The organism is Algoriphagus sp. UBA3586 (assembly GCF_002376385.1).
Classification (GTDB): Bacteria; Bacteroidota; Bacteroidia; order Cytophagales; family Cyclobacteriaceae; genus Algoriphagus; species Algoriphagus ornithinivorans.
The window spans coordinates 93588-112821 of record NZ_DFMT01000032.1 but is presented as its reverse complement, the minus strand read 5'-3'; the positions used below and the strand labels follow the sequence as shown (position 1 = coordinate 112821).

Sequence of the window (19234 nt, the reverse complement as noted above, 5' to 3'; positions counted from 1 at the left end):
CCTACTGCTTCTGCCTACTGCCTACTGCCTCTGCCTACTATTCTTCTAGGGAGAAAAAATAAGTATTACAGAAAATTCGGCATATCCAATCTCTTTCCTATCCTAAAGGCCGCATTCATCAAACCCACATGGGAATAAGCCTGCGGGAAGTTCCCCCATTGGCTTCCTGTAGCCTGATCCACATCCTCCGAAAAGAGATTCAAATGATTGCAATACTTGGTCAAAGTTTCAAATCCCTGAATGGCCTCATCCAATCTATTCACACAAGCCAATGCTTCGATATACCAAAATGCACAGATCAAAAACGTGGTTTCAGGCACACCAAAATCATCCATGTGCTTATAGCGATAGAAAAGAAAATCCTTTGCCAACAATTCCTTCTCCAATTGCTTCAAGTGATTGTTTGCCCGCTCCAGATCGTCTCCGAAATAACCCATGGTAATTAATTGCAGAGTCGAGGCATCCATATGTTGGGCTCCTATTGCCTGAGCGTAAGCTTTTTTATCAGGTAAATAACAGGCCTCAATCTTTTTCACTGCCTCTTCCCGAAGTGCGATCGCTTTTTGATACATCGCTTCATTCTTCATTCGGATACCGATTTTTGCGGCAGCACAGGCGCCTGCCCAGTGAAATAAAAAGGTATAACAATGCTCTTGAGCCAGATTCCTGAATTCCCATAATCCTGCATCTTTCTCATGCATAGTGGCCTCAATCTTATCCAAAAGATTCATAATCATGGGCTCAGAGTGACTCCGCTCAGACTCTGTAAATCTATGATCAGAGTATAGGGGAAGCAAAGAAACCAAAACCTGTCCATATAGATCATTCTGAATATGGGTATAGGCTTGATTACCAAATCTTACTGGCTTGTTGCCTAAGTATCCATCCAAATCAGATATTTCCTCAACCAACAATCCATGACCCGAAATGGAGTACAGTGGCTGATATCTTCCTTCAGGCCCAACAGGTAGATTTTGGATATATTCAAAATACTTTTCTAACTCTTCAAAGTGTCCCAAACTGTTGAAACAGGTCAGGGTATAATAGGTATCACGAATCCAGCAATAGCGGTAATCCCAGTTTCTGGTAGAACCGGGGGATTCAGGTAATGAAGTGGTTGAAGCTGCGATAATCGCTCCGGTATCTTCAAATTGGTGAATTTTCAGAATCAACGCGGATCTCAAAACCAGTCTTTGGTGAAAATTGGGGATGCTGGTAGATTTGACCCAAGCTTGCCAGTACTCACGGGTGGATTGCAAGAATCGCTCTGAGGTAGATTCTATTGGTGCTTCTAATGGTCTTCCGTAGGTAAGAACCAGGTAAACGGGTCTCTGGAGAGCAAAGGACTTTTTTTCGCAGACATAAGTCAGGGGAGCATTGGTGGTGAGTCTCAACTCCTGATCAATTCCCATGTATCTGATATGATTGCTGCCTTGACTTGGAGTAAGCTGAATCTGACCCCGCTCAGTTACAGGCTGACACTCGATTCTTATCTTTGGTGATCCAGAAATAGGCTCCACCTTACGAATCAGCATCAGAGGCTTATAATATCTATCATAGTTTTTGAAGCGCGGTGCAAAGTCCGTTACCTTATAGCTATCACTTCCATTTCTTACAATCGTTTCGAGAATGTTGGTGTTCTCCACATAAGTTTGTGTGGAAGTATAATCTCCGGATTCTGGCAGTACGGTAAATTTCCCGCCTTTTTTTCGGTCCAGCATTCCACCAAAAATAAAATCCGAATCAAATCGGGGCATGCAAAGCCAGGAAATATTGGTGTCTTTTTCGATATGGGCGATATAGGCACAGTTACCGATCAGGCCGGAGTCATAGGTATGTTTGCTCATAAGGTCTTAACTAAGGTTTGAAAAAAATAGTGCGGCTAATGGGTCATTAGCAAATAAGTAAAAAAGGGGATAGGATGCAAAAAAGGCTCTTCTTTATTCCACTCGTAAAGAAAATGTAATTATTTAGGCTAAAGGAGTTGTTTGAATTATAACAGATTGAGCTTTAAGCCATTTCAAAATCCTCCTTCTTCAGTTTTCTTTATACTAAACGTAACTTTTATATATAATTTAATTGATTGAAAGAAATTGCTTGACCTGTTTATCGAATAATTCCGGAACTCCAGGTTCCGCCGATTCCACAACTTTCTGGTCATCTACTAAATAAATTTGGATATCATTCAACTCATACGGGAAAAACTGCAGGTTATTGAGGTCAAAGAAAGTGTTTTCTTCATCATAAAGGACTGCAAAGGGAACTTCATGTTTTAGCAGAAATTCTTCTAAAAATGTTTGATCAAGCCCTTTGCTCACATTTTTTCCTCCAAATACATATATGACATTTAAGTCTGGGTACAATGAGGGAATTTTCTTGAAGGTTTTAAGGGTCATTTGAAAATATGTAAGTGAACGTGTATTGTTCATCCCAAAGTACGCAACTAGTTTTTTTTGGCAATGTAAGCAAGGTTTAATTTGTCCCTCTCCGGTATTGACCAATTCAAGATTTTCATGAAACCTTAATTCTGAGACCGTCTTTTTTTGACAAGAGACTATCAGAATTATAAGAAAGGAAAAAAGAATTTTATTCATATCGAGGATGGAACTTTTACTTTGAACATAACTGGATAGTCATACTTTCCCTCCATTAATTTATTTTTCAATGTATCGGGGATGGTTTTTCCGAGTTTATCAACCACTGTAGAGTGACTAGAAAAAAATGTGATTTGGTTATCAGAAATATGAATAGGCTCATTAAAAGGGTCGCCTTCCAAAGCTGTACTTTCTAGAATTTGGGTATTCCTTGTTAACTTATTGACGATTGCCAGCTTTTTAAATGACCCTCCTTTTTTTTGAATATGTATGTTGAAAAGTATATAATCTCTAGTTTCAAAAGCAGCTTTATAAATTGCAAAGCCCTTTTCTGATATGTTTTTCAGACTTTCCAAAACGCTGATATTCCAAAAATCTGATGGTAATGAGTATTTGCCAAAATGCATTTTGGACAATGGCTTTAACTGAAAATTTTCTACTTTATAAATAGTATCATTGAATATTTCTGAATACAGAATACTATTTTCGGATTCATAGAAGTTCCTTTCAGCCGTTGGAATCATTTCATTTTGATAATTATTTGGTAAAAATGAATCTATTTTCTTTCCGGTAGAATCAGTTAAAATAACTCTCTCTGTAACATAGGGGAGATTATGTCCTCCTGAAAATAAATAGTTTCCAGATCCCAAAACTGTAAAGGAACTTGCCAAATAATCGATGTCAAATTCTTTTGTTAAATTCCCAGTGATAGAATGCCTATACAGGAAAGATTGATCTCCAATTGAAGATAGAATAAGAATATCTCCATTTTCAACTATTTGAAAATCCTGCATGCCAAGAACTTGATCTGGACCTTCACCTACAGAAACGGCAGAACCTAAATATTTCCCTTCTAGAGAAAATCGGTGGATCGCATCTCTCATCCCAAGATCCATGATGTAGTAAGAATCTTGAGTCTTTCTTACTCTAACATCTAAAGTCATTAAATTTTCTGAAGTTGTTTCCAGTGGGATAATTTCAAGTATTTCAAAATACTCCTGACTGATAACTTTTGAATTTTCAAGATCAATCGATATCAAACGGGGATCTGAATTAATGGGGCTTTCTTGCGAGCATGCCCAATTAGTCCCTATCAAAAAAAGAATTACATATATTTTATTCATGATGTAGTTATTTGAAAAAGTTCGGGAGCTATTTACTCCCGAATAAGCATTTTTGAACTTAGTTAAGTGATTGCATCACATTTATAACAGTGCGCATAAACTTTAGAACATAAATTCCCTGTTGCATAATTTTCACAATTGTATGCTTCAAGCTCTCCTGCACACCAGTACATTCTCTGATAGCATCTGGCAGCTTCTGCGTTGGTACTAAAACCCGAAAACGCCATAGCCCCCAAAAAGGCTATTCCAAATAATACTTTTTTCATTTTGTTAAAAGTTAGAATTACTAAAAAGTTTTTGGCCCAAAAACGACTTCAACTCTGAAGCTGTAACTAATCTATTGTAGTAGTTGTATTTATCAAAACCAAACAATTAAAAAAAAAATCTAAAATTTACGTAGAAGGCATTTTTTTTTTTTTTTGATCGGTAGCCTGATTGGCCAAGGTTTGCTAAAAGTATAGTTTTTTAGCCTGAATATACTCTTCCACTTGTCTGGGCAAGAGGTATTTGACGGAATGTCCGGATTGAATAGAATCTCGGATAAAAGTCGCCGAGATATCCAGTAAAGGGGCGTCTACTTCCTGTACAGAAGGGTGAGTGAAATCTGTTTTTTCACCTGGACGGGGATAGACATAGACTTGGTAATGCTCCAAAATCTGTTCATAGTTTTTCCATTTGCGGAGCTGTTTCAGATTATCTGAGCCTAAAAAAATACTGAAATTATGCTGTGGATACTGCTCACTGAGATAGGTCAAGGTATCTATTGTATAGCTGGGTCTCGGCATGTGAAACTCCACATCACTGGCCCTGAAATGAAAATTATCCTCGATTGCCAATTCAACCATGCGAAGCCGATCAAACTCATGGATGAGTGACTTTCTTTTTTTCAGGGGATTTTGGGGACTGACCACAAACCATACTTCATCTAAGTCGGTCCGATCGTAGATGGTATTGGCAATAATGAGATGACCGATGTGAATAGGATTGAAGCTACCGAAGAAGAGTCCGATATTCACGGCTTAAGAGGCTATAAATTCCCTGACCAATTGCTCTGCTTCTTGAGAGGATCTCTCAAAATCGTCATTAAGGATGCTGACGTCAAACTGAGGCTCAAATTTCATTTCAAATTCTGCTTTGAAAACTCTGCGGGAAAGAGATTCCTCCGTTTCCGTGCCTCTCTCATTCAGCCTTGACTTCAACACTTCAATGGAAGGGACTTTGACAAAAATAGCCAATGCCTGATCGCCGAAGTATTTTTTCAATGCCAATCCTCCTTTGACATCCACGTCAAAAATCACCGCCTTGCCGGAATCCCAGATGCGCTGAATTTCTTCTTTGAGCGTGCCATAAAAGTTTCCGGCATAGACTTCCTCCCATTCAATGAAGGCTCCTTCATCTATTTTTTTAATGAATTCTTCTTGGGTTAAAAAATAGTAATCTTTCCCATGAACTTCATGTCTGCCTCTTCTGTCTCTGGTGCAGGCAGAAATCGAAAATCCCAGATTGGGCACATGCTGGATCAGGTGCTTGACGAGCGAGGTTTTACCGGATCCTGAGGGTGCCGAAAAAATAATTGCTTTACCTTGAGTCATCCGGATTTATTTCACTTCCTGAATTTTTTCACGGATGCTTTTCGCCAATTCATTGGGGACAGCCTGTTTGGTGCACTTGTTTTTTAGCACTTCTCTGATGGCTTGCTCCAGGTGAAAATGCTCAAAACAAGGTTGGCACTTCGCCAATTTTTCCTTGAGCACTTCCTTGCCCGGATCGCCCATTTCTCCGTCTAAAATACTTTCCAGCAGCTCAAAGCACTTGTTTACATCGCTGCATTCCATTTTCCGCTGCCCGGATGATTCTTGATTCATTTCCATGCGTATTCGATAATTATTCCTCCTCGTCCGTATTGTATCCCATATGCTGGGCATACCCTTTTAATTTTTCTTTCAGCAAATTTCTGGCTCTGTGAAGCCTTGATCGGACTGTTCCGATTGGAATATCCAAGATCTTGGCCATTTCCTCGTAAGTAAATCCTTCCAGGTCACACAAGATAATGACCGTTCTGAAATCTACCGCCAAACTGTTCAAAGCATTGGAAATCTCATCTCCCAACATGTCTTTGACAGATTCTGCACGGAGATCAGTGGTTCCTTGAAAGTCAACATCATCTGAGTTGTAATAAGTTTCAACTTCCTGATAATCTACTTTAGCAGGTTGCTTGCTCTTCTTACGATACTCGTTGATGAAACTGTTTTTCAGGATGCGAAACAGCCATGCTTTGGCATTGGTTCCCTGCTCAAACGAATTGATGAAACGATAGGCCTTCAGATAGGTGTCTTGCACCAAGTCTTTGGCATCATCCTCATCAAAGGTGAGTCGGTAGGCAAAGTTGTACATAGAGTCTATGTGAGGCATAAACTCCCCATCAAAGATGGAATTTTTCTCTTCCTGAGAATATTTTCTGCGCTGTACTTCCGACATAAGATTCAAAAGTAATGATCTGGTTAAATTATAACTAGGAATCGGGAAGTTTTCCCCGCTTTTCCTTTATTTTGTTGCTACGAAAAGGCCTTATTGCCTCTAATCCTCCGATTTACTATGTTTTTCTTTCGGTTGCTGTCCCGACTTCCGCTACCCATACTTTATCTGCTCACGGATTTTCTTTACCTGATTGCCAGGTTTGTAATTCGGTATAGAAAGAAGGTCATAGATGAGAATCTCATGCATGCTTTTCCCGAGCTATCAGATAGGGAGCGAAAAAAGGTCCGAAACCGATTTTACAGGAATTTTACTGACACATTTGCCGAAACGATCAAAATACTGACAATATCGGAGGCAGAATTCAGACAAAGGTTCCTGATAGTCAATCAACCGGATCTGGACAAACCTGTTCAAAATGAGGTGAGTTCACTAATGATGGCAGGCCACATCTTCAATTGGGAAATGGGGGTAGTAGGTACAAATTTGTATTCCCAAGTACCGGTTGAGACAGTGTATCTCAAGGTCAACAATCCCTTTTTCAACGAACTGATGAAAAAAATCCGGACAAGATTTGGCGGATATGTGACCGAAAAAAAGGAGTTTAGAAGAGGGATGCTTACCTTGGGAAAAGATCCGAGGATCGTTCTTTTGGGTTCTGATCAGCGTCCTCCCTCATCAGAAAATCGCTATCAGCGGGAGTTTATGAACAGGCCGGCAGTGTTTTTTGAAGGAGCAGAGTTTCTCTCAAAAAAAATGAACTTACATGTTCACTACGGTAAAATGACCAAGGTTAAAAGAGGACATTATCGCTATGAATATATACCTCTAGCGCAACCTCCTTATGAGGGGCATGCTCCGCACTCCATCACGGATAAGTTTTGTGAAATGCTGGAGCAAAATATCCGGGAGCAGCCGGACATGTATCTTTGGAGCCATAAGCGCTGGAAGATATAAGTTAATCGTTGGAAAGGGTGTAAGATTTGAAAATAAGGCTGAGATGAGAGTTTGGCCTTAGGTTTTTAATTGCCCGCGTCAATCGTAAATCGTATTTCGTATTTCAAAAATGGATTATCTCAAAGAACTTAACCCCCCGCAGCGGGAAGCAGTAGAACATACAGAAGGGCCGGTGATGATTATTGCGGGCGCAGGATCTGGAAAGACCCGGGTTTTGACCTATCGGATCGCTCACCTTATTTATGCAAGAGGTATAGATCCTTTTCAGATTTTATCGCTCACCTTCACCAATAAGGCAGCGGCTGAAATGAAGCACAGGATTGAGTCTTTGGTGGGGCTGGATGCACGCAATACCTGGATGGGGACTTTTCACTCTGTTTTCGCTAAGATTTTGAGAGTTGAATCCGAAAAAATAGGCTATCCTTCCAATTTTACGATTTATGACACAGATGACTCGAAGTCTTTGATCCGTACCATCGTCAAAGAAATGCGATTGGATGATAAAGTCTACAAGCCAGGAGTGGTACTTTCCCGAATTTCCGGGGCCAAAAACCGATTGATTTCCTGGCAGGCCTATCAAGCTGATCCTTTTGTCAAAGCGGATGACGAGGCAGCCATGAAACCCAAAATGGGAGATATCTATCAGCGCTATCAAGACCGGCTTTTTAAGGCGGGAGCCATGGATTTTGATGATTTGCTATTTAATACCAATGTGCTCTTCAGAGATCATATTGATGTGTTAAACAAATATCAGCAGCGCTTCAAATATGTCATGGTGGATGAGTTTCAGGACACCAACCTTTCTCAATACCTGATTACCAAAAAGCTGGCTGCAGTTCATCAAAATATCTGTGTGGTGGGAGATGATGCCCAAAGTATTTATGCTTTTCGCGGAGCGGATATCCAGAATATTCTCAATTTCGAAAAGGACTATCCAGATCTGATGGTGGTCAAACTGGAGCAGAATTACAGATCTACCAAGACTATCGTGGAGGCGGCTAACTCCATCATTGATAAAAACAAAGCACAACTGAAAAAGACCGTTTGGACTTCCAATCCTGACGGAGATCTGATCGAGCTGATCAAAGCAACTTCAGATAATGAAGAGGGGCGAATAGTTGCGACCACCATTTTCGAAGAAAAAAACAATAAAAAGCTTAAAAACAGCGACTTTGCCATTCTTTACAGGACTAACTCTCAGTCTAGAGCTATAGAAGAAGCCCTTAGAAAGATGAATCTGACCTATAAGATTGTAGGAGGACTTTCATTCTATCAGCGTAAAGAAATCAAGGATTTGATGGCTTATATGCGATTTACCGTTAATCCGGTAGACGAAGAGGCCTTTAAGCGGATCATCAATTACCCCAAAAGAGGAATTGGAGATACCTCTCTGGAGAAAATTTTGGTTGCTGCCTACGATCATGATATGCCTTTGTGGGATGTGGTTCAAAATGCTCAAAACTTTTTACCCGGTCGAGCAGGAAGCTCGGTGGATGATTTTGCTACCATGATCAAAGCTTTTCAGATTGAAGTGGAGCGTAAAGACGCCTATGAAGCAGCCAATTCCATTGCGAAGCAAAGCGGTCTATTGAGAGAATTGTATGAGGATAAAACCATAGAAGGACTCAACAGATATGAAAACGTCCAGGAATTGCTCAATGCAATCAAAGAGTACGTGGACAATGAAGAAAATGAGGATAAAAGTCTGGGAGCATTTTTACAGGAAATTGCCCTCTTGACAGACAATGACCGGGACAAGGATACCACAGACGCAATCACCCTCATGACTATACACTCCTCCAAAGGACTGGAGTTTAAGCAGGTATTTGTGGTAGGGATGGAGGAGGATTTATTTCCTTCCCAAATGATGATGCAAAGCAGGGAAGACTTGGAAGAAGAACGAAGACTTTTCTACGTGGCGACCACCCGTGCGATGGAAAAATTATATCTTACCTATGCCTTGACCCGTTATAGATTCGGGCGTTTGCTGAATTGTGAGCCTAGTAGATTCCTGGAAGAGGTTGATCCAAGCTGTATCAAAGTGAGTAAAAAACTTTCCGCGACCAGAGAGATGCCGGGAGCATTTAGACGGGAGGGTTTACCGGGAAGCAGTGCAGAAAGGCCGGGTTTCGTAGGCATTAAGAAAAAGCCGGAGTCCCGAGTACCTGCTCAAATGAAGATTCATACGCCAAGTCCTGACTTCAAACCAAGTAACACCAATAATTTACAGGCGGAACAACTGGTAGAGCATCCGAAGTTTGGTTTTGGAAAGGTTCAAAAGATTGAAGTTGAAGGTCTTAACAGAAAGGCTACGATTCAATTTGAACATTTTGGAGAGAAGACTTTATTACTTAGCTTTGCGAAGCTCAGAATTATTGACTAATTACCTATCTCTCTGCCTAATGGTGATTTTTTGTTACCTTTTAAGAGAATAAAAAAGAGAGCTAAAAGAGCGAAATAAAAGAAATTACTGATTTTGAAATCAAACAGAGTTTAATAACCGCGGATAGAAGTGGTTTTAAATTTGCAAGACTCTCCAAACATGCGCTATTTGAAGCGGATCATTTGGGGATTGGCCTGAGTCCTACAAGACGGATTTATGAGCCTCAAAAAGACAAATAAATACAAATGAAAGAATACGGAAAGAACATTCAAGGCTTGGTAGACCATGTCTGCGGCATTGAAGACAGGGAAAAGCGTACGGCAAGTGCCTACACAATTGTGGAAATCATCAAGCAGTTGAATCCCTCATTGAAGCAGGAAAATGACCAGAAGCTTTGGGATGATTTATACATCATGTCAGATTTTAGATTGGATGTAGATGGACCTTTCCCTATGCCTGAAAAGGAGCTCTTGGGCAAAAAACCTTTACCGGTAGGATATCCAAGAGGAGAAGTGAGATTCAAGCATTATGGCCGAAATATTGAAAAGCTGATTGAAAAGGCCATCGAGATTGAGGATGATGAGGAGCAGGAAACAGCCATTATCTATATCGGCCAGTTAATGAGAAGTTTTCATTCAACCTGGAACAGAGATAATTTCGACGATGGAATTATTTTGGATGATATCAAGACACTTTCCAAAGGAAAACTTCATATCGACCTAGATAAAGTAAAAGAAAACGGACTTTTTGAATCCAATACCAGAAGAGATTTCAAAGTGCCTACACATGAGCAATCAACTTCTAACGGGAAAAATAAACGCGGGAATAATAACCGTAGAAGAAATAACGGAGGACATAAAAAACGCAGAAACTAAATGGCATCTTTTCGAGTAAGAGGAGGAAATCAATTGAAAGGGGAAATCATCCCCCAAGGAGCAAAAAATGAAGCTTTGCAGATACTTTGTGCTGTATTGCTCACCTCTGAGAAAGTTACTATCCACAAAATCCCCGCTATTCGTGACGTCAACAAGCTGATAGAATTGTTGGGAGATATGGGAGTGAAGGTCACCAAATTGGGACCTGAATCCTATTCTTTCAAGGCAGATGATGTCAACTTGGATTACTTGGAGACAGAAGATTTTTTAGCTAAAGCTTCAGCGTTGAGAGGCTCTGTCATGATTTTGGGTCCACTTTTGGCTCGTTTTGGAACGGGGAAACTATCCAAGCCAGGAGGTGATAAAATCGGGCGTAGAAGAATGGATACTCACTTTTATGGTTTCCAAAAATTGGGGGCCAAATTCCATTACGACGCCCAAAATGAGATTTTCCATATTGATGGAAAAAATCTTAAAGGTACCTACATGTTACTGGATGAAGCATCTGTAACAGGTACAGCCAATATAGTAATGGCTGCGGTGATGGCCGAAGGAAAAACCACGATTTACAATGCCGCTTGTGAGCCATATCTACAGCAATTGTGCGACATGCTCAACCGAATGGGTGCTAAAATCACCGGTGTTGGCTCCAATCTTTTGCACATTGAAGGAGTAGAAAAGCTGGGTGGAACAGAGCATACTATGCTGCCTGACATGATTGAAATTGGCTCATTCATAGGGATGGCAGCCATGACTCAATCTGAAATCACCATCAAAGATTGCCAGATTCACAGATTGGGAATCATTCCGGATACATTCAAAAGAATGGGTATTCAGATGGAATTCAGAGGGGATGATATCTTTATCCCTGAGCAAAAACATTATGAAATAGAGACATTCATCGACGGCTCTATTTTAACCGTAGCAGATCAAATCTGGCCAGGTTTTACCCCGGATTTGCTTTCTATTGTTTTGGTAACTGCTACCCAAGCCAAAGGAACAGTTTTGGTACATCAAAAGATGTTTGAATCCAGATTGTTCTTTGTGGATAAACTGATAGATATGGGTGCACAGATTATCCTTTGTGATCCCCACAGAGCCACAGTAATTGGTTTGGACAGAAAATATCCATTAAAAGGAATTAGAATGACTTCTCCTGATATTCGTGCAGGGGTTGCCTTGTTGATTGCAGCCTTGTCGGCAAATGGTACTTCTGTGATTGATAATATTGAGCAGATCGATAGAGGATATCAGTATATCGACAAACGCTTAAATGCTTTAGGAGCAGATATTGAAAGATTATAGTCTTTCAGCTTTTCCTCAAAATTATAATCCCGAAGAAATACGCTTCGGGATTTTTTTTGTTTGATTCATACATTTATTACCTCCCGTCCTTTCCTGCAGGGAATTGTTTCCAATTTTTTATATCTTCTGAGAAATTTCTCAACCCAGATAACCTATGTCTAAAAAGAAACTCAGAAGCCAGGAATGGTATGGTCGAACCGGCAAGGACGGTTTTATCTATCGTTCATGGATGAAAAACCAAGGTCTTCCCCATCATCTTTTTGAGGGAGAAAAGCCGGTGATCGGAATATGTAACACTTGGTCTGAATTTACCCCTTGTAATGCGCATTTTAGAGAATTAGCGGAATCCCTAAAGCAGGGTATTTGGGAGGCTGGGGGTTTCCCTTTGGAATTTCCCGTCATGTCTCTAGGTGAATGTTCGATCAAACCCACAGCCATGCTTTTCAGAAATCTGGCGTCAATGGATGTGGAGGAAAGTATAAGGGCCAACCCCATGGACGGTGTAGTCCTGATGTGTGGTTGTGATAAAACTACCCCCTCTTTGGTAATGGGTGCGGCCTCTGTGGATTTGCCGACTTTGGTGATTTCTGGAGGCCCCATGTTGGTAGGAAGATTTAAAGGCAAAAAGATAGGAACCTCCGATGTCTGGAGGTTTGCAGAAGATTATAAACTGGGGAAGCTTTCTCAGGAAGAATTTATAGAAGCTGAAGCCGCCATGTCCCGTTCCAGAGGCCATTGTGCTCCAATGGGTACAGCATCCACTATGGCAGCCATGGTAGAAGCTTTAGGTTTGGCTTTGCCCGATAATGCTACGATTCCAGCCGCTGATTCCAGAAGAAAAGTCTTGGCGCATATGGCCGGTATTCGGATCGTGGAAATGGTCAAGGAGGATTTAAAAATGAGTAAAGTTTTGACTAGGAAAGCTTTTGAAAATTCTATTATGGTCAATGCAGCTATCGGAGGCTCAACTAACTTTATCCTACACCTCACAGCCATTGCCAAGCGAATCGGAGTGGATATTGATTTGACTGATTTTGACCATTTTTCTTCCAAAATACCTTTGATCGCTAATGTGCAGCCTTCAGGAGAACATTGGGTGGAGGATCTTTTTTATGCCGGAGGAATGCCGGCGGTCATGAAGGAGATAGAGTCCCATCTACACAGAGACTGTATCACAGTCAACGGGAGGACTATTGGAGAAAATATAGCTTCAGCAGCATGTTATGATAGAAATCTGATCGGTACGCTGACTAATCCGATCAAGCCAGAGTCCGGGATTGCAGTTTTGAAAGGAAATCTCTGTCCAAATGGAGCTGTTATCAAGCCTTCTGCAGCTAGTCCGCATTTATTGGTTCACAAAGGGAAGGCTCTGGTTTTTGAAAACATCGACGAATACAAAGCGAGAATTGATAGCCCTGATTTGGAAGTGGATGAAAATACAGTTTTAGTGATGAAAAATGTAGGCCCAAAGGGTTACCCGGGAATGCCGGAAGTGGGTAATATGGGCTTACCAGCTAAGATTTTGGAGAAAGGGATCAAAGATATGGTTCGAATTTCAGATGGCAGAATGAGCGGAACAGGATATGGAACTGTAGTCCTTCATGTTTCGCCGGAGTCGGCCATTGGGGGACCATTAGCACTTGTGCAGACAGGTGATTGGATTGAGTTAAATGTTCCAGCGAGGAGTCTTAACCTCTTGATCAGTGAGGAAGAGTTTGAAAACCGAAGAAATAATTTTCAGCCTACCCAACTTCCTTATGAGAGAGGTTACGTGAATTTATTTTTGGACAAAGTGAATCAGGCGCACGATGGGGTTGATTTTGATTTTCTGCAGGGGAGTTCAGGTTCTGAGGTAAAAAGAGATTCACATTAATCTGATTTACTAAACCCTAAATAAATCTGGGGTACTGACCTAGAAACTATGAAAAAAGCGAAAGTAGCCATTGTCACCGGAGCAGGGCAAGGAATTGGCTTAGAGATCGCCCGAAAGTTGTCCAATCAAGGATCTCATGTGATTTTAAATGATTTGGAGAAAAGCCTGACTCAGGAAGCAGTTGCTACCCTGTCTCGCCAGGGCAATGGTAAGGTCATCGGCTGTTCTGGAGATGCTGCTGATGAATCAGTGATTCAAGAAATGATTGAATTAGCTATCAATAATTTCGGTAGCGTAGATCAGGTCGTTGCGAATGCCGGGATTACTCTTTTCGGGAGTTTTTTGGACTATTCCAGCAAAGACTTCATGGAGGTTATGCGGGTTAATTTGTTGGGTTCATTTCTACTGACCCAAGCCAGTGCACAGGTGATGAAAGAACAAGAAGAGGGAGGAGCCATATTATTGACATCTTCTGTTACTGCACATCAAAGCCATGAGAATCTATCTGCCTATGCTATGAGTAAGGCAGCTTTGGAAATGCTCGCCAAAAACCTGGTTTTGGAATTGGCTCCATTGGGAATACGGATCAATGCAATCGCACCGGGCGCTACCTTGACAGAGCGAACTACTTCAGACCCTGATTATGCCAAGACTTGGTCCAAACTGACTCCTTTGGGCAGACCTGCTTCTGTGGAAGATATAGCCAATTCAGCAGTTTTTTTACTTTCCGATGCCGCAAGACATATTACCGGACAAACCTTAATCATTGACGGAGGCTGGACCTCCATTAGCCCTTCGCCTTATGCCTGAAAATCACTCAATAGATGCGGGTAAATCCCTCAAATTGTATAAAAAGGCTCCTGCACCTTGGAAGCTGAAAGGTCAGGGAATTATCATGGTCTATCGCTTTTCCAAGAAATGGATAGAAGAGCATGCAGGATTGCCATTGCATCTTCAGGGAAAATATAAAGGCGGGTTGGGCTATGTAATGCTGGTCAATTACGAAGAAAGCCCAGTTGGTCCTTATAAGGAGTTATTACTCATTCCGGGGAAATTTAAAGGTTCGGGCAAGCAATCAATTACTAAAATCTATGTGGATTCCGAGTCCAGCACCCAAAATGGAAGAGCTAATTGGGGAATACCCAAAGAGACTGCGAAGATCCATTGGAATGAAGAGGGCAATACAACTTTGATCAGGGTTCAGTCCAAAGAGCTTGAGTTATTTTCCTGCGAAGTCAAAAGCTTCGGATTCAGGTTTCCCGCCAGTACTGGGATTTTACCTATTGATTTGCATCAGCGCTGGGATGGGGTGGATTATTACACCAAACCGCGAGGAAGTGGCAAAGCGAAGCTGGCGAAGGTAAATGTCAAGCAGGTTCACAAAGATTTTTTCCCGGATATCAGCTTACAGCGACCATTGTTTGCAGTAAAAATAGAACCTTTTCAAATATTTTTTCCCAAACCAACCTTTCATGAATAAGAGCTTTGCCAATTCTTTTGTCCTGGTAAGCGGAGCTGCTTCCGGAATAGGGAGGGAATTGGTTCAGCAACTTTATTTGGTTCAGGCAAAGATTTTGGCAGTAGATATAGATGCAGATGGCCTGCAGGATTTGAGAGCTCAATTTCCTAAAATTGAAATTTTGACTTTGGATCTTACAAAGGGGAAGGCATTGGAAGAAATAACTCTTTGGCTGGATAAAAACTGGAAGCAACTGGACTATTGCTTTGCCAATGCTGGGAAGGCCTATTATGAACCCTTTGAAAAGCAGGGATTAAACAAAATCGAAGAGCTTTTTCATCTCAATGTTTTTGCTGTATTGGAATTGGGGATTGTTCTAAGACAAAAATTCCCTAGTCTATATCTAACCATTACTTGTTCGGCGATGGCATATTGGCCATTGCCCGGGTATGGGATTTATTCTGCCACCAAATCCTCCCTTTTGGCTTGGGCTCAGGCAGTTTGGTTAGAGTCAGATGAACAATGGTTGAGTTTGGCTTTTCCCATTGCAACCCAGAGCAAATTTTTTGATCAGGCGGGACAAGGAATACCAAGACCATTTCCTTCTCAAAAAGCTGAACAAGTCGCGGATAAGATTCTTAGAGGTGCCAAAAAGAATCAGAAAAAGATTTTTCCTTCTGCTTTGTTTCGAGTTTTACTTTATTTAAATCGGTATTTGTTGATAATCAAACCTATATATCAATATTATGAGCTTAGGAAATTCAAAAAATGGATAAAAAAACAATCCAATTCCTGACTCTGTTATCTTTGAATAAAAACCACCTTTGACAATGAAAAAAATCACACTGATTGTTTGTGCAGTTTTAGCCTATGCCTCTTGCCAACAAAAGGAAGTAGTAGAGGATACCCTTCCTATGAAAGTAGCAAAAGCCTACGGATTTGATAATTTTGACCAGGTAAACAGCATAGCTTATACTTGGAATGTACAGCGGGATTCTATCAACGTGTTTACTCGGGATTGGAAATGGAATCTGAGAGAAAACACGGTTTATTATTCCGGGCCTGATACCACCATGACTTATTCTTTGGATGCCGACTCTTTGCCTCCAGTGGACCGTGGCTTTATCAATGATAAATACTGGATGATGTATCCTTTCCAATTGGCCTGGGATACCGGCTATACTTGGGATTCAGAGGAGAATGTTGCTTCTCCAATAGGAGGTACTAATGCTACCAAGCTTACAATTGTGTATAATTCTGAAGATGGCTACACACCGGGCGATGCCTACGATTTGTATTTGGATGAGAATTATAAAATTTTGGAATGGACCTTCCGAAAAGGCAATGGACTTGATGGTCGTACATGGACTTGGGAAAATGAACAGTCCTTCGGGCCGATCACCATGGCTACTGATCACAAGGGACAAGATGGTCAACGGGTGATTTGGTTTACCAATGTAAAAGTGGATTAGAAAATAAAGGGGCGAATTGAAAAATCCGCCCCTTTTCTATTCTTAAAAGCCTTAATTTTTTTCAAAGGCTTTTTCTACTTCACCTTTTAGATTTTTCCACTCTTTTTCGATATCCGCAGTGGTTTTACTAACCGACTTTTTAACATCGCTCCAAGTATTTTCACTTGCTTTTTGGATGTCTTCCATTGCTTTTTCCAAGTCAGATTTTTCACCTCTAAGCTCCTCTTGCATTTCCTCTATTTCAGCCTGCATTTCTGCATTAGCTTTCTCTTTTTTGGCCTCCAATTCGGCGATTTGCTTATCAATATCCGACTGAATTCTTTCTAGCTCTTTTCTAAGTTCAGACTTCTCTTCTTCAAGATTTACTTCCACCTCTATCACCTCTTCGTTCTCAGTCGATTTTTCTCCGCAGGAAGCCAAGCCGAAGCTGACAGTCAATGCGGATGCGATGGCAAAAATTCTCGTTTTCATGATTTTGTGTTTTAGTTTAAAATAGAAATTGATTGGTATTAGAATTTTCTTAATTCTTCTTTGATTTCATCGGTGGTCTTACCCAGCCTCTTCTCCAACCTCAAAAAAAGCTCTTCATCTCTGCCTCTAATATAACTTAAATCTTCTTCGGTAAGGCTAGGGTGATGGGCTTTTAATTTTGTTTTTACCTCATCCCAATAGCTTGCCAGTATATGTTGCAAATCTATATTCATCATAAAAATTTCCTTGGTATGGATCGGGTAAGGAAAAGCCAAAGTGGGTGCCAAGTCCGAAATGGGGCATTTTGAGAGTTAAAATCACAAATTGTATGAATCAAGTGGGGAAAAAAGTAGCAGATTGGTGAAAATAGCCCCCTGGTTTTTGAGACAAATTATTTGCAATAATTCATTTCGGACTAATTTTTCTTGTAAAAATAGCTTTTATTTGAGCCAATAAACTAAATCATTGTTATGAAATGCCCATGAGAAAAAATCTCACACAAGGGGATGCCCCGATAAATCGGGGTAGGGCATTCCATCTGACCTCTAAAAATCAAAATATAAACAGATGAAATCGAGCACGAGGGAAAACCTCACACACAGGCATGATTATAAGTGGTGCGAGATTCCATCTGACCACTGAAAAACAAATTATAAACAGATGAAAAAGCTCTTCTTTTCTTTTTTCTTGTCTTTGTTTTTTATAGCTGCTTTTGCACAGAAAACAGACCTGCAATTAAACTTGGTGGTAAATGAAACTTACTTCCAAAAATCCAACACCTCCATGTCAATTGCCCAAAATGTGCAGGGTATGCAAATGGATATCGAAATGAATTTGATCGGGGAATTAAGTTTCAAAGTAGTTGACTTCAAGGATGGAGTCTATGACATGGAAGTACAATATAATTCCATGGAAATGGATATGAAAATGCCGATGGGAGGAATGAAGTTGAAAAGTGGAGATGACTCTAATCCCATGTCCAAGATGTTTACCAACATAGTGGGAGTCCCCTTTAACTTGAAAATGAATCAATTGGGAAGGATTCAGGAAATGAGTGGTTTTGAAAACCTCTATGAAAAGATGTTTTCTGATTTTCCTGGAATGAGTCCAGAGCAAATGGCGCAAATGAAGGAGCAAGTTTCAGGAACTTTTGGAGAAGAAAGCCTGAGAGGAAATCTTGAAATGATTTTAGCTATTTATCCAGCTCAGCAAGTAGCACCGGGAGATAATTGGAACATTGAAAGTGAGCTCAATTCCTCCATCAATGCTTTGGTAAATACCCAATATACCTATCTGGGTTCGGATGATGCTCACCACAGAATATCGGGAGAAGCAAGCCTAACGAGTAACCCAGTTCCCATGGAAATGCAAGGAATGACTGTTCGCTCTGAAATGAATGGGAAGGTTAAATCTGACATTTTAGTGGATAAAAAAACCGGCTGGGTATATGAAGCAAAAGTGTCTCAAGAGGTGGAAGGTACCACGATTATGGAAGCAAATCCTCAAATGCCCGATGGAATGCGAATTCCTATGAAAATGAAGGCTGAAATGGTTTTTTCAAATAAATAGGAAATCAATATAATACAGAAGGCAAGGTTTGTTGACCTTGCCTTTTTTTGTTTATGTGAGTTTTACTTTTCTATAAAATCCTACAAGCTCCAAATATTTCCTACCTCTGATAGAGGCATACATCCTCGGTATTCTCCCGGAATTGGATCATAGCTCAGGACATTTTTACCAATCTCTTCCGAACTGAAATAAGCCCAAAGTACAGTAGATTTCAATCCTCGATAGAATCCCACGGGTTCACGAGGTCCCACCGCACCTCCCCAGACAGTTTTAGGGAATTTTGGAGAATTTGCCTCATGCTCTTTGAAGCAATTTGCTTTGTCTTCTGCCGAAAGTTCAGCGAAGACTTTACCATATTTTGTCTTGCAATCAGCATTGAATTTTTCAATGTCCGCAACAACCTGATTTTGCCCTGCCTCATCATAAGTTTTAGCATACATCAGATCTATGAACACATCTGCCTTCACATCTAATCCTCCCGGAGTTTCGGTTTTTGGTAAAAGGAAATCCACGAAAGAAGATATAAATCTGGCTTGATCTTCACTCAAAAATTGAGGAGTCCAAGTCAATCGATCTGTTTTGGCACAAGCTTGAAGTAGGCTAATCAAGGTAGGTGCTCCAGCCGCTGCTCCCAATGCCAAAGCTGATTTTTTTAGTGCATCGCGTCTATTCATGGC

The 19234-nt window shown here is 40.7% G+C and carries 21 protein-coding genes; 10 read left to right on the top strand and 11 right to left on the bottom strand.

Annotated features, from left to right (window positions below):
- Positions 1 to 65 precede the first annotated feature (65 nt).
- From B2906_RS12200 to B2906_RS12165, 8 genes are all read right to left on the bottom strand, one after another.
- The gene (locus B2906_RS12200; protein ID WP_091651359.1) at positions 66 to 1847 is read right to left on the bottom strand and encodes a glycoside hydrolase family 15 protein; all 1782 of its coding nucleotides are present in this window, start codon (positions 1845 to 1847) and stop codon (positions 66 to 68) included.
- A gap of 228 nt (positions 1848 to 2075) precedes the next feature.
- Positions 2076 to 2363: a hypothetical protein gene (locus tag B2906_RS12195; RefSeq protein ID WP_219957654.1), complete on the bottom strand. Its 288-nt coding sequence runs from the start codon at positions 2361 to 2363 to the stop codon at positions 2076 to 2078.
- A gap of 227 nt (positions 2364 to 2590) precedes the next feature.
- Positions 2591 to 3718, bottom strand: coding sequence for a 6-bladed beta-propeller (locus B2906_RS12190; RefSeq protein ID WP_219957655.1), 1128 nt, complete (start codon positions 3716 to 3718; stop codon positions 2591 to 2593).
- A 62-nt stretch (positions 3719 to 3780) separates the two neighbouring features.
- Positions 3781 to 3984, bottom strand: a complete 204-nt coding sequence (locus tag B2906_RS12185) for a hypothetical protein (protein WP_219957656.1) — start codon at positions 3982 to 3984, stop codon at positions 3781 to 3783.
- A gap of 183 nt (positions 3985 to 4167) precedes the next feature.
- Positions 4168 to 4734 carry a nicotinate (nicotinamide) nucleotide adenylyltransferase gene (gene nadD, locus B2906_RS12180; RefSeq protein ID WP_091651348.1) on the bottom strand — a complete coding sequence of 189 codons (567 nt, stop codon included), beginning with the start codon at positions 4732 to 4734 and terminating at the stop codon, positions 4168 to 4170.
- A gap of 3 nt (positions 4735 to 4737) precedes the next feature.
- Positions 4738 to 5310, bottom strand: a complete 573-nt coding sequence (gene gmk, locus B2906_RS12175; RefSeq protein ID WP_091651345.1) for a guanylate kinase — start codon at positions 5308 to 5310, stop codon at positions 4738 to 4740.
- 6 nt (positions 5311 to 5316) lie between these two features.
- Positions 5317 to 5589 (bottom strand): mycothiol system anti-sigma-R factor, encoded by a 273-nt coding sequence (locus B2906_RS12170; RefSeq protein WP_091651343.1) that lies wholly within the window; start codon positions 5587 to 5589, stop codon positions 5317 to 5319.
- 13 nt (positions 5590 to 5602) lie between these two features.
- On the bottom strand, positions 5603 to 6196 hold the full coding sequence (locus B2906_RS12165) for a sigma-70 family RNA polymerase sigma factor (protein ID WP_091651340.1): 594 nt from the start codon (positions 6194 to 6196) through the stop codon (positions 5603 to 5605).
- 117 nt (positions 6197 to 6313) lie between these two features.
- On the opposite strand from B2906_RS12165, the gene B2906_RS12160 reads away from it, so the two are divergent.
- From B2906_RS12160 to B2906_RS12120, 9 genes are all read left to right on the top strand, one after another.
- On the top strand, positions 6314 to 7150 hold the full coding sequence (locus B2906_RS12160; RefSeq protein WP_219957657.1) for a lysophospholipid acyltransferase family protein: 837 nt from the start codon (positions 6314 to 6316) through the stop codon (positions 7148 to 7150).
- 109 nt (positions 7151 to 7259) lie between these two features.
- Entirely contained in the window at positions 7260 to 9533 is a 2274-nt protein-coding gene (locus B2906_RS12155; protein WP_286939854.1) for an ATP-dependent helicase, read from the top strand.
- A 245-nt stretch (positions 9534 to 9778) separates the two neighbouring features.
- Positions 9779 to 10408, top strand: coding sequence for a DUF4290 domain-containing protein (locus B2906_RS12150; RefSeq protein ID WP_091651332.1), 630 nt, complete (start codon positions 9779 to 9781; stop codon positions 10406 to 10408).
- Positions 10409 to 11713, top strand: coding sequence for a UDP-N-acetylglucosamine 1-carboxyvinyltransferase (gene murA / locus B2906_RS12145; protein ID WP_286939853.1), 1305 nt, complete (start codon positions 10409 to 10411; stop codon positions 11711 to 11713).
- Positions 11714 to 11867: 154 nt separating this feature from the next.
- Complete coding sequence (locus B2906_RS12140; protein ID WP_286939851.1) at positions 11868 to 13586, top strand: IlvD/Edd family dehydratase; 1719 nt, start codon at positions 11868 to 11870, stop codon at positions 13584 to 13586.
- A gap of 48 nt (positions 13587 to 13634) precedes the next feature.
- Positions 13635 to 14396 (top strand): SDR family NAD(P)-dependent oxidoreductase, encoded by a 762-nt coding sequence (locus tag B2906_RS12135; protein ID WP_286939849.1) that lies wholly within the window; start codon positions 13635 to 13637, stop codon positions 14394 to 14396.
- Positions 14389 to 15066: an acetoacetate decarboxylase family protein gene (locus B2906_RS12130; protein ID WP_286939848.1), complete on the top strand. Its 678-nt coding sequence runs from the start codon at positions 14389 to 14391 to the stop codon at positions 15064 to 15066. Before B2906_RS12135 ends, B2906_RS12130 begins: the two co-directional genes overlap by 8 nt.
- Positions 15059 to 15841: an SDR family NAD(P)-dependent oxidoreductase gene (locus B2906_RS12125; RefSeq protein ID WP_286939846.1), complete on the top strand. Its 783-nt coding sequence runs from the start codon at positions 15059 to 15061 to the stop codon at positions 15839 to 15841. Before B2906_RS12130 ends, B2906_RS12125 begins: the two co-directional genes overlap by 8 nt.
- A 34-nt stretch (positions 15842 to 15875) precedes the next feature.
- Entirely contained in the window at positions 15876 to 16517 is a 642-nt protein-coding gene (locus tag B2906_RS12120; protein ID WP_286939845.1) for a hypothetical protein, read from the top strand.
- A 51-nt stretch (positions 16518 to 16568) separates the two neighbouring features.
- On the opposite strand, the gene B2906_RS12115 is transcribed toward B2906_RS12120, so the two are convergent.
- A complete protein-coding gene (locus B2906_RS12115; protein WP_286939843.1) occupies positions 16569 to 16988 on the bottom strand; it encodes a hypothetical protein in 420 nt (139 codons plus the stop codon).
- A gap of 38 nt (positions 16989 to 17026) precedes the next feature.
- Entirely contained in the window at positions 17027 to 17224 is a 198-nt protein-coding gene (locus B2906_RS12110; RefSeq protein WP_217643090.1) for a hypothetical protein, read from the bottom strand.
- Positions 17225 to 17648: 424 nt separating this feature from the next.
- On the opposite strand from B2906_RS12110, the gene B2906_RS12105 reads away from it, so the two are divergent.
- Entirely contained in the window at positions 17649 to 18557 is a 909-nt protein-coding gene (locus B2906_RS12105) for a DUF6263 family protein (RefSeq protein WP_286939839.1), read from the top strand.
- 80 nt (positions 18558 to 18637) lie between these two features.
- Here B2906_RS12105 and B2906_RS12100 read toward each other — a convergent pair whose 3' ends face one another.
- On the bottom strand, positions 18638 to 19231 hold the full coding sequence (locus B2906_RS12100) for a gluconate 2-dehydrogenase subunit 3 family protein (RefSeq protein ID WP_286939838.1): 594 nt from the start codon (positions 19229 to 19231) through the stop codon (positions 18638 to 18640).
- Between the last annotated feature and the right edge of the window lie 3 nt (positions 19232 to 19234).

Excerpts from the sequence above, each read along its gene's own strand:
- B2906_RS12200 (WP_091651359.1), bottom strand. The coding sequence starts at position 1,847 with ATGAGCAAACATACCTATGACTCCGGCCTGATCGGTAACTGTGCCTAT.
- B2906_RS12190 (WP_219957655.1), bottom strand. The coding sequence starts at position 3,718 with ATGAATAAAATATATGTAATTCTTTTTTTGATAGGGACTAATTGGGCA.
- B2906_RS12185 (WP_219957656.1), bottom strand. The coding sequence starts at position 3,984 with ATGAAAAAAGTATTATTTGGAATAGCCTTTTTGGGGGCTATGGCGTTT.
- gmk (WP_091651345.1), bottom strand. The coding sequence starts at position 5,310 with ATGACTCAAGGTAAAGCAATTATTTTTTCGGCACCCTCAGGATCCGGT.
- B2906_RS12170 (WP_091651343.1), bottom strand. The coding sequence starts at position 5,589 with ATGGAAATGAATCAAGAATCATCCGGGCAGCGGAAAATGGAATGCAGC.
- B2906_RS12165 (WP_091651340.1), bottom strand. The coding sequence starts at position 6,196 with ATGTCGGAAGTACAGCGCAGAAAATATTCTCAGGAAGAGAAAAATTCC.
- B2906_RS12160 (WP_219957657.1), top strand. The coding sequence starts at position 6,314 with ATGTTTTTCTTTCGGTTGCTGTCCCGACTTCCGCTACCCATACTTTAT.
- B2906_RS12155 (WP_286939854.1), top strand. The coding sequence starts at position 7,260 with ATGGATTATCTCAAAGAACTTAACCCCCCGCAGCGGGAAGCAGTAGAA.
- B2906_RS12150 (WP_091651332.1), top strand. The coding sequence starts at position 9,779 with ATGAAAGAATACGGAAAGAACATTCAAGGCTTGGTAGACCATGTCTGC.
- murA (WP_286939853.1), top strand. The coding sequence starts at position 10,409 with ATGGCATCTTTTCGAGTAAGAGGAGGAAATCAATTGAAAGGGGAAATC.
- B2906_RS12140 (WP_286939851.1), top strand. The coding sequence starts at position 11,868 with ATGTCTAAAAAGAAACTCAGAAGCCAGGAATGGTATGGTCGAACCGGC.
- B2906_RS12135 (WP_286939849.1), top strand. The coding sequence starts at position 13,635 with ATGAAAAAAGCGAAAGTAGCCATTGTCACCGGAGCAGGGCAAGGAATT.
- B2906_RS12130 (WP_286939848.1), top strand. The coding sequence starts at position 14,389 with ATGCCTGAAAATCACTCAATAGATGCGGGTAAATCCCTCAAATTGTAT.
- B2906_RS12125 (WP_286939846.1), top strand. The coding sequence starts at position 15,059 with ATGAATAAGAGCTTTGCCAATTCTTTTGTCCTGGTAAGCGGAGCTGCT.
- B2906_RS12120 (WP_286939845.1), top strand. The coding sequence starts at position 15,876 with ATGAAAAAAATCACACTGATTGTTTGTGCAGTTTTAGCCTATGCCTCT.
- B2906_RS12115 (WP_286939843.1), bottom strand. The coding sequence starts at position 16,988 with ATGAAAACGAGAATTTTTGCCATCGCATCCGCATTGACTGTCAGCTTC.
- B2906_RS12110 (WP_217643090.1), bottom strand. The coding sequence starts at position 17,224 with ATGATGAATATAGATTTGCAACATATACTGGCAAGCTATTGGGATGAG.
- B2906_RS12105 (WP_286939839.1), top strand. The coding sequence starts at position 17,649 with ATGAAAAAGCTCTTCTTTTCTTTTTTCTTGTCTTTGTTTTTTATAGCT.
- B2906_RS12100 (WP_286939838.1), bottom strand. The coding sequence starts at position 19,231 with ATGAATAGACGCGATGCACTAAAAAAATCAGCTTTGGCATTGGGAGCA.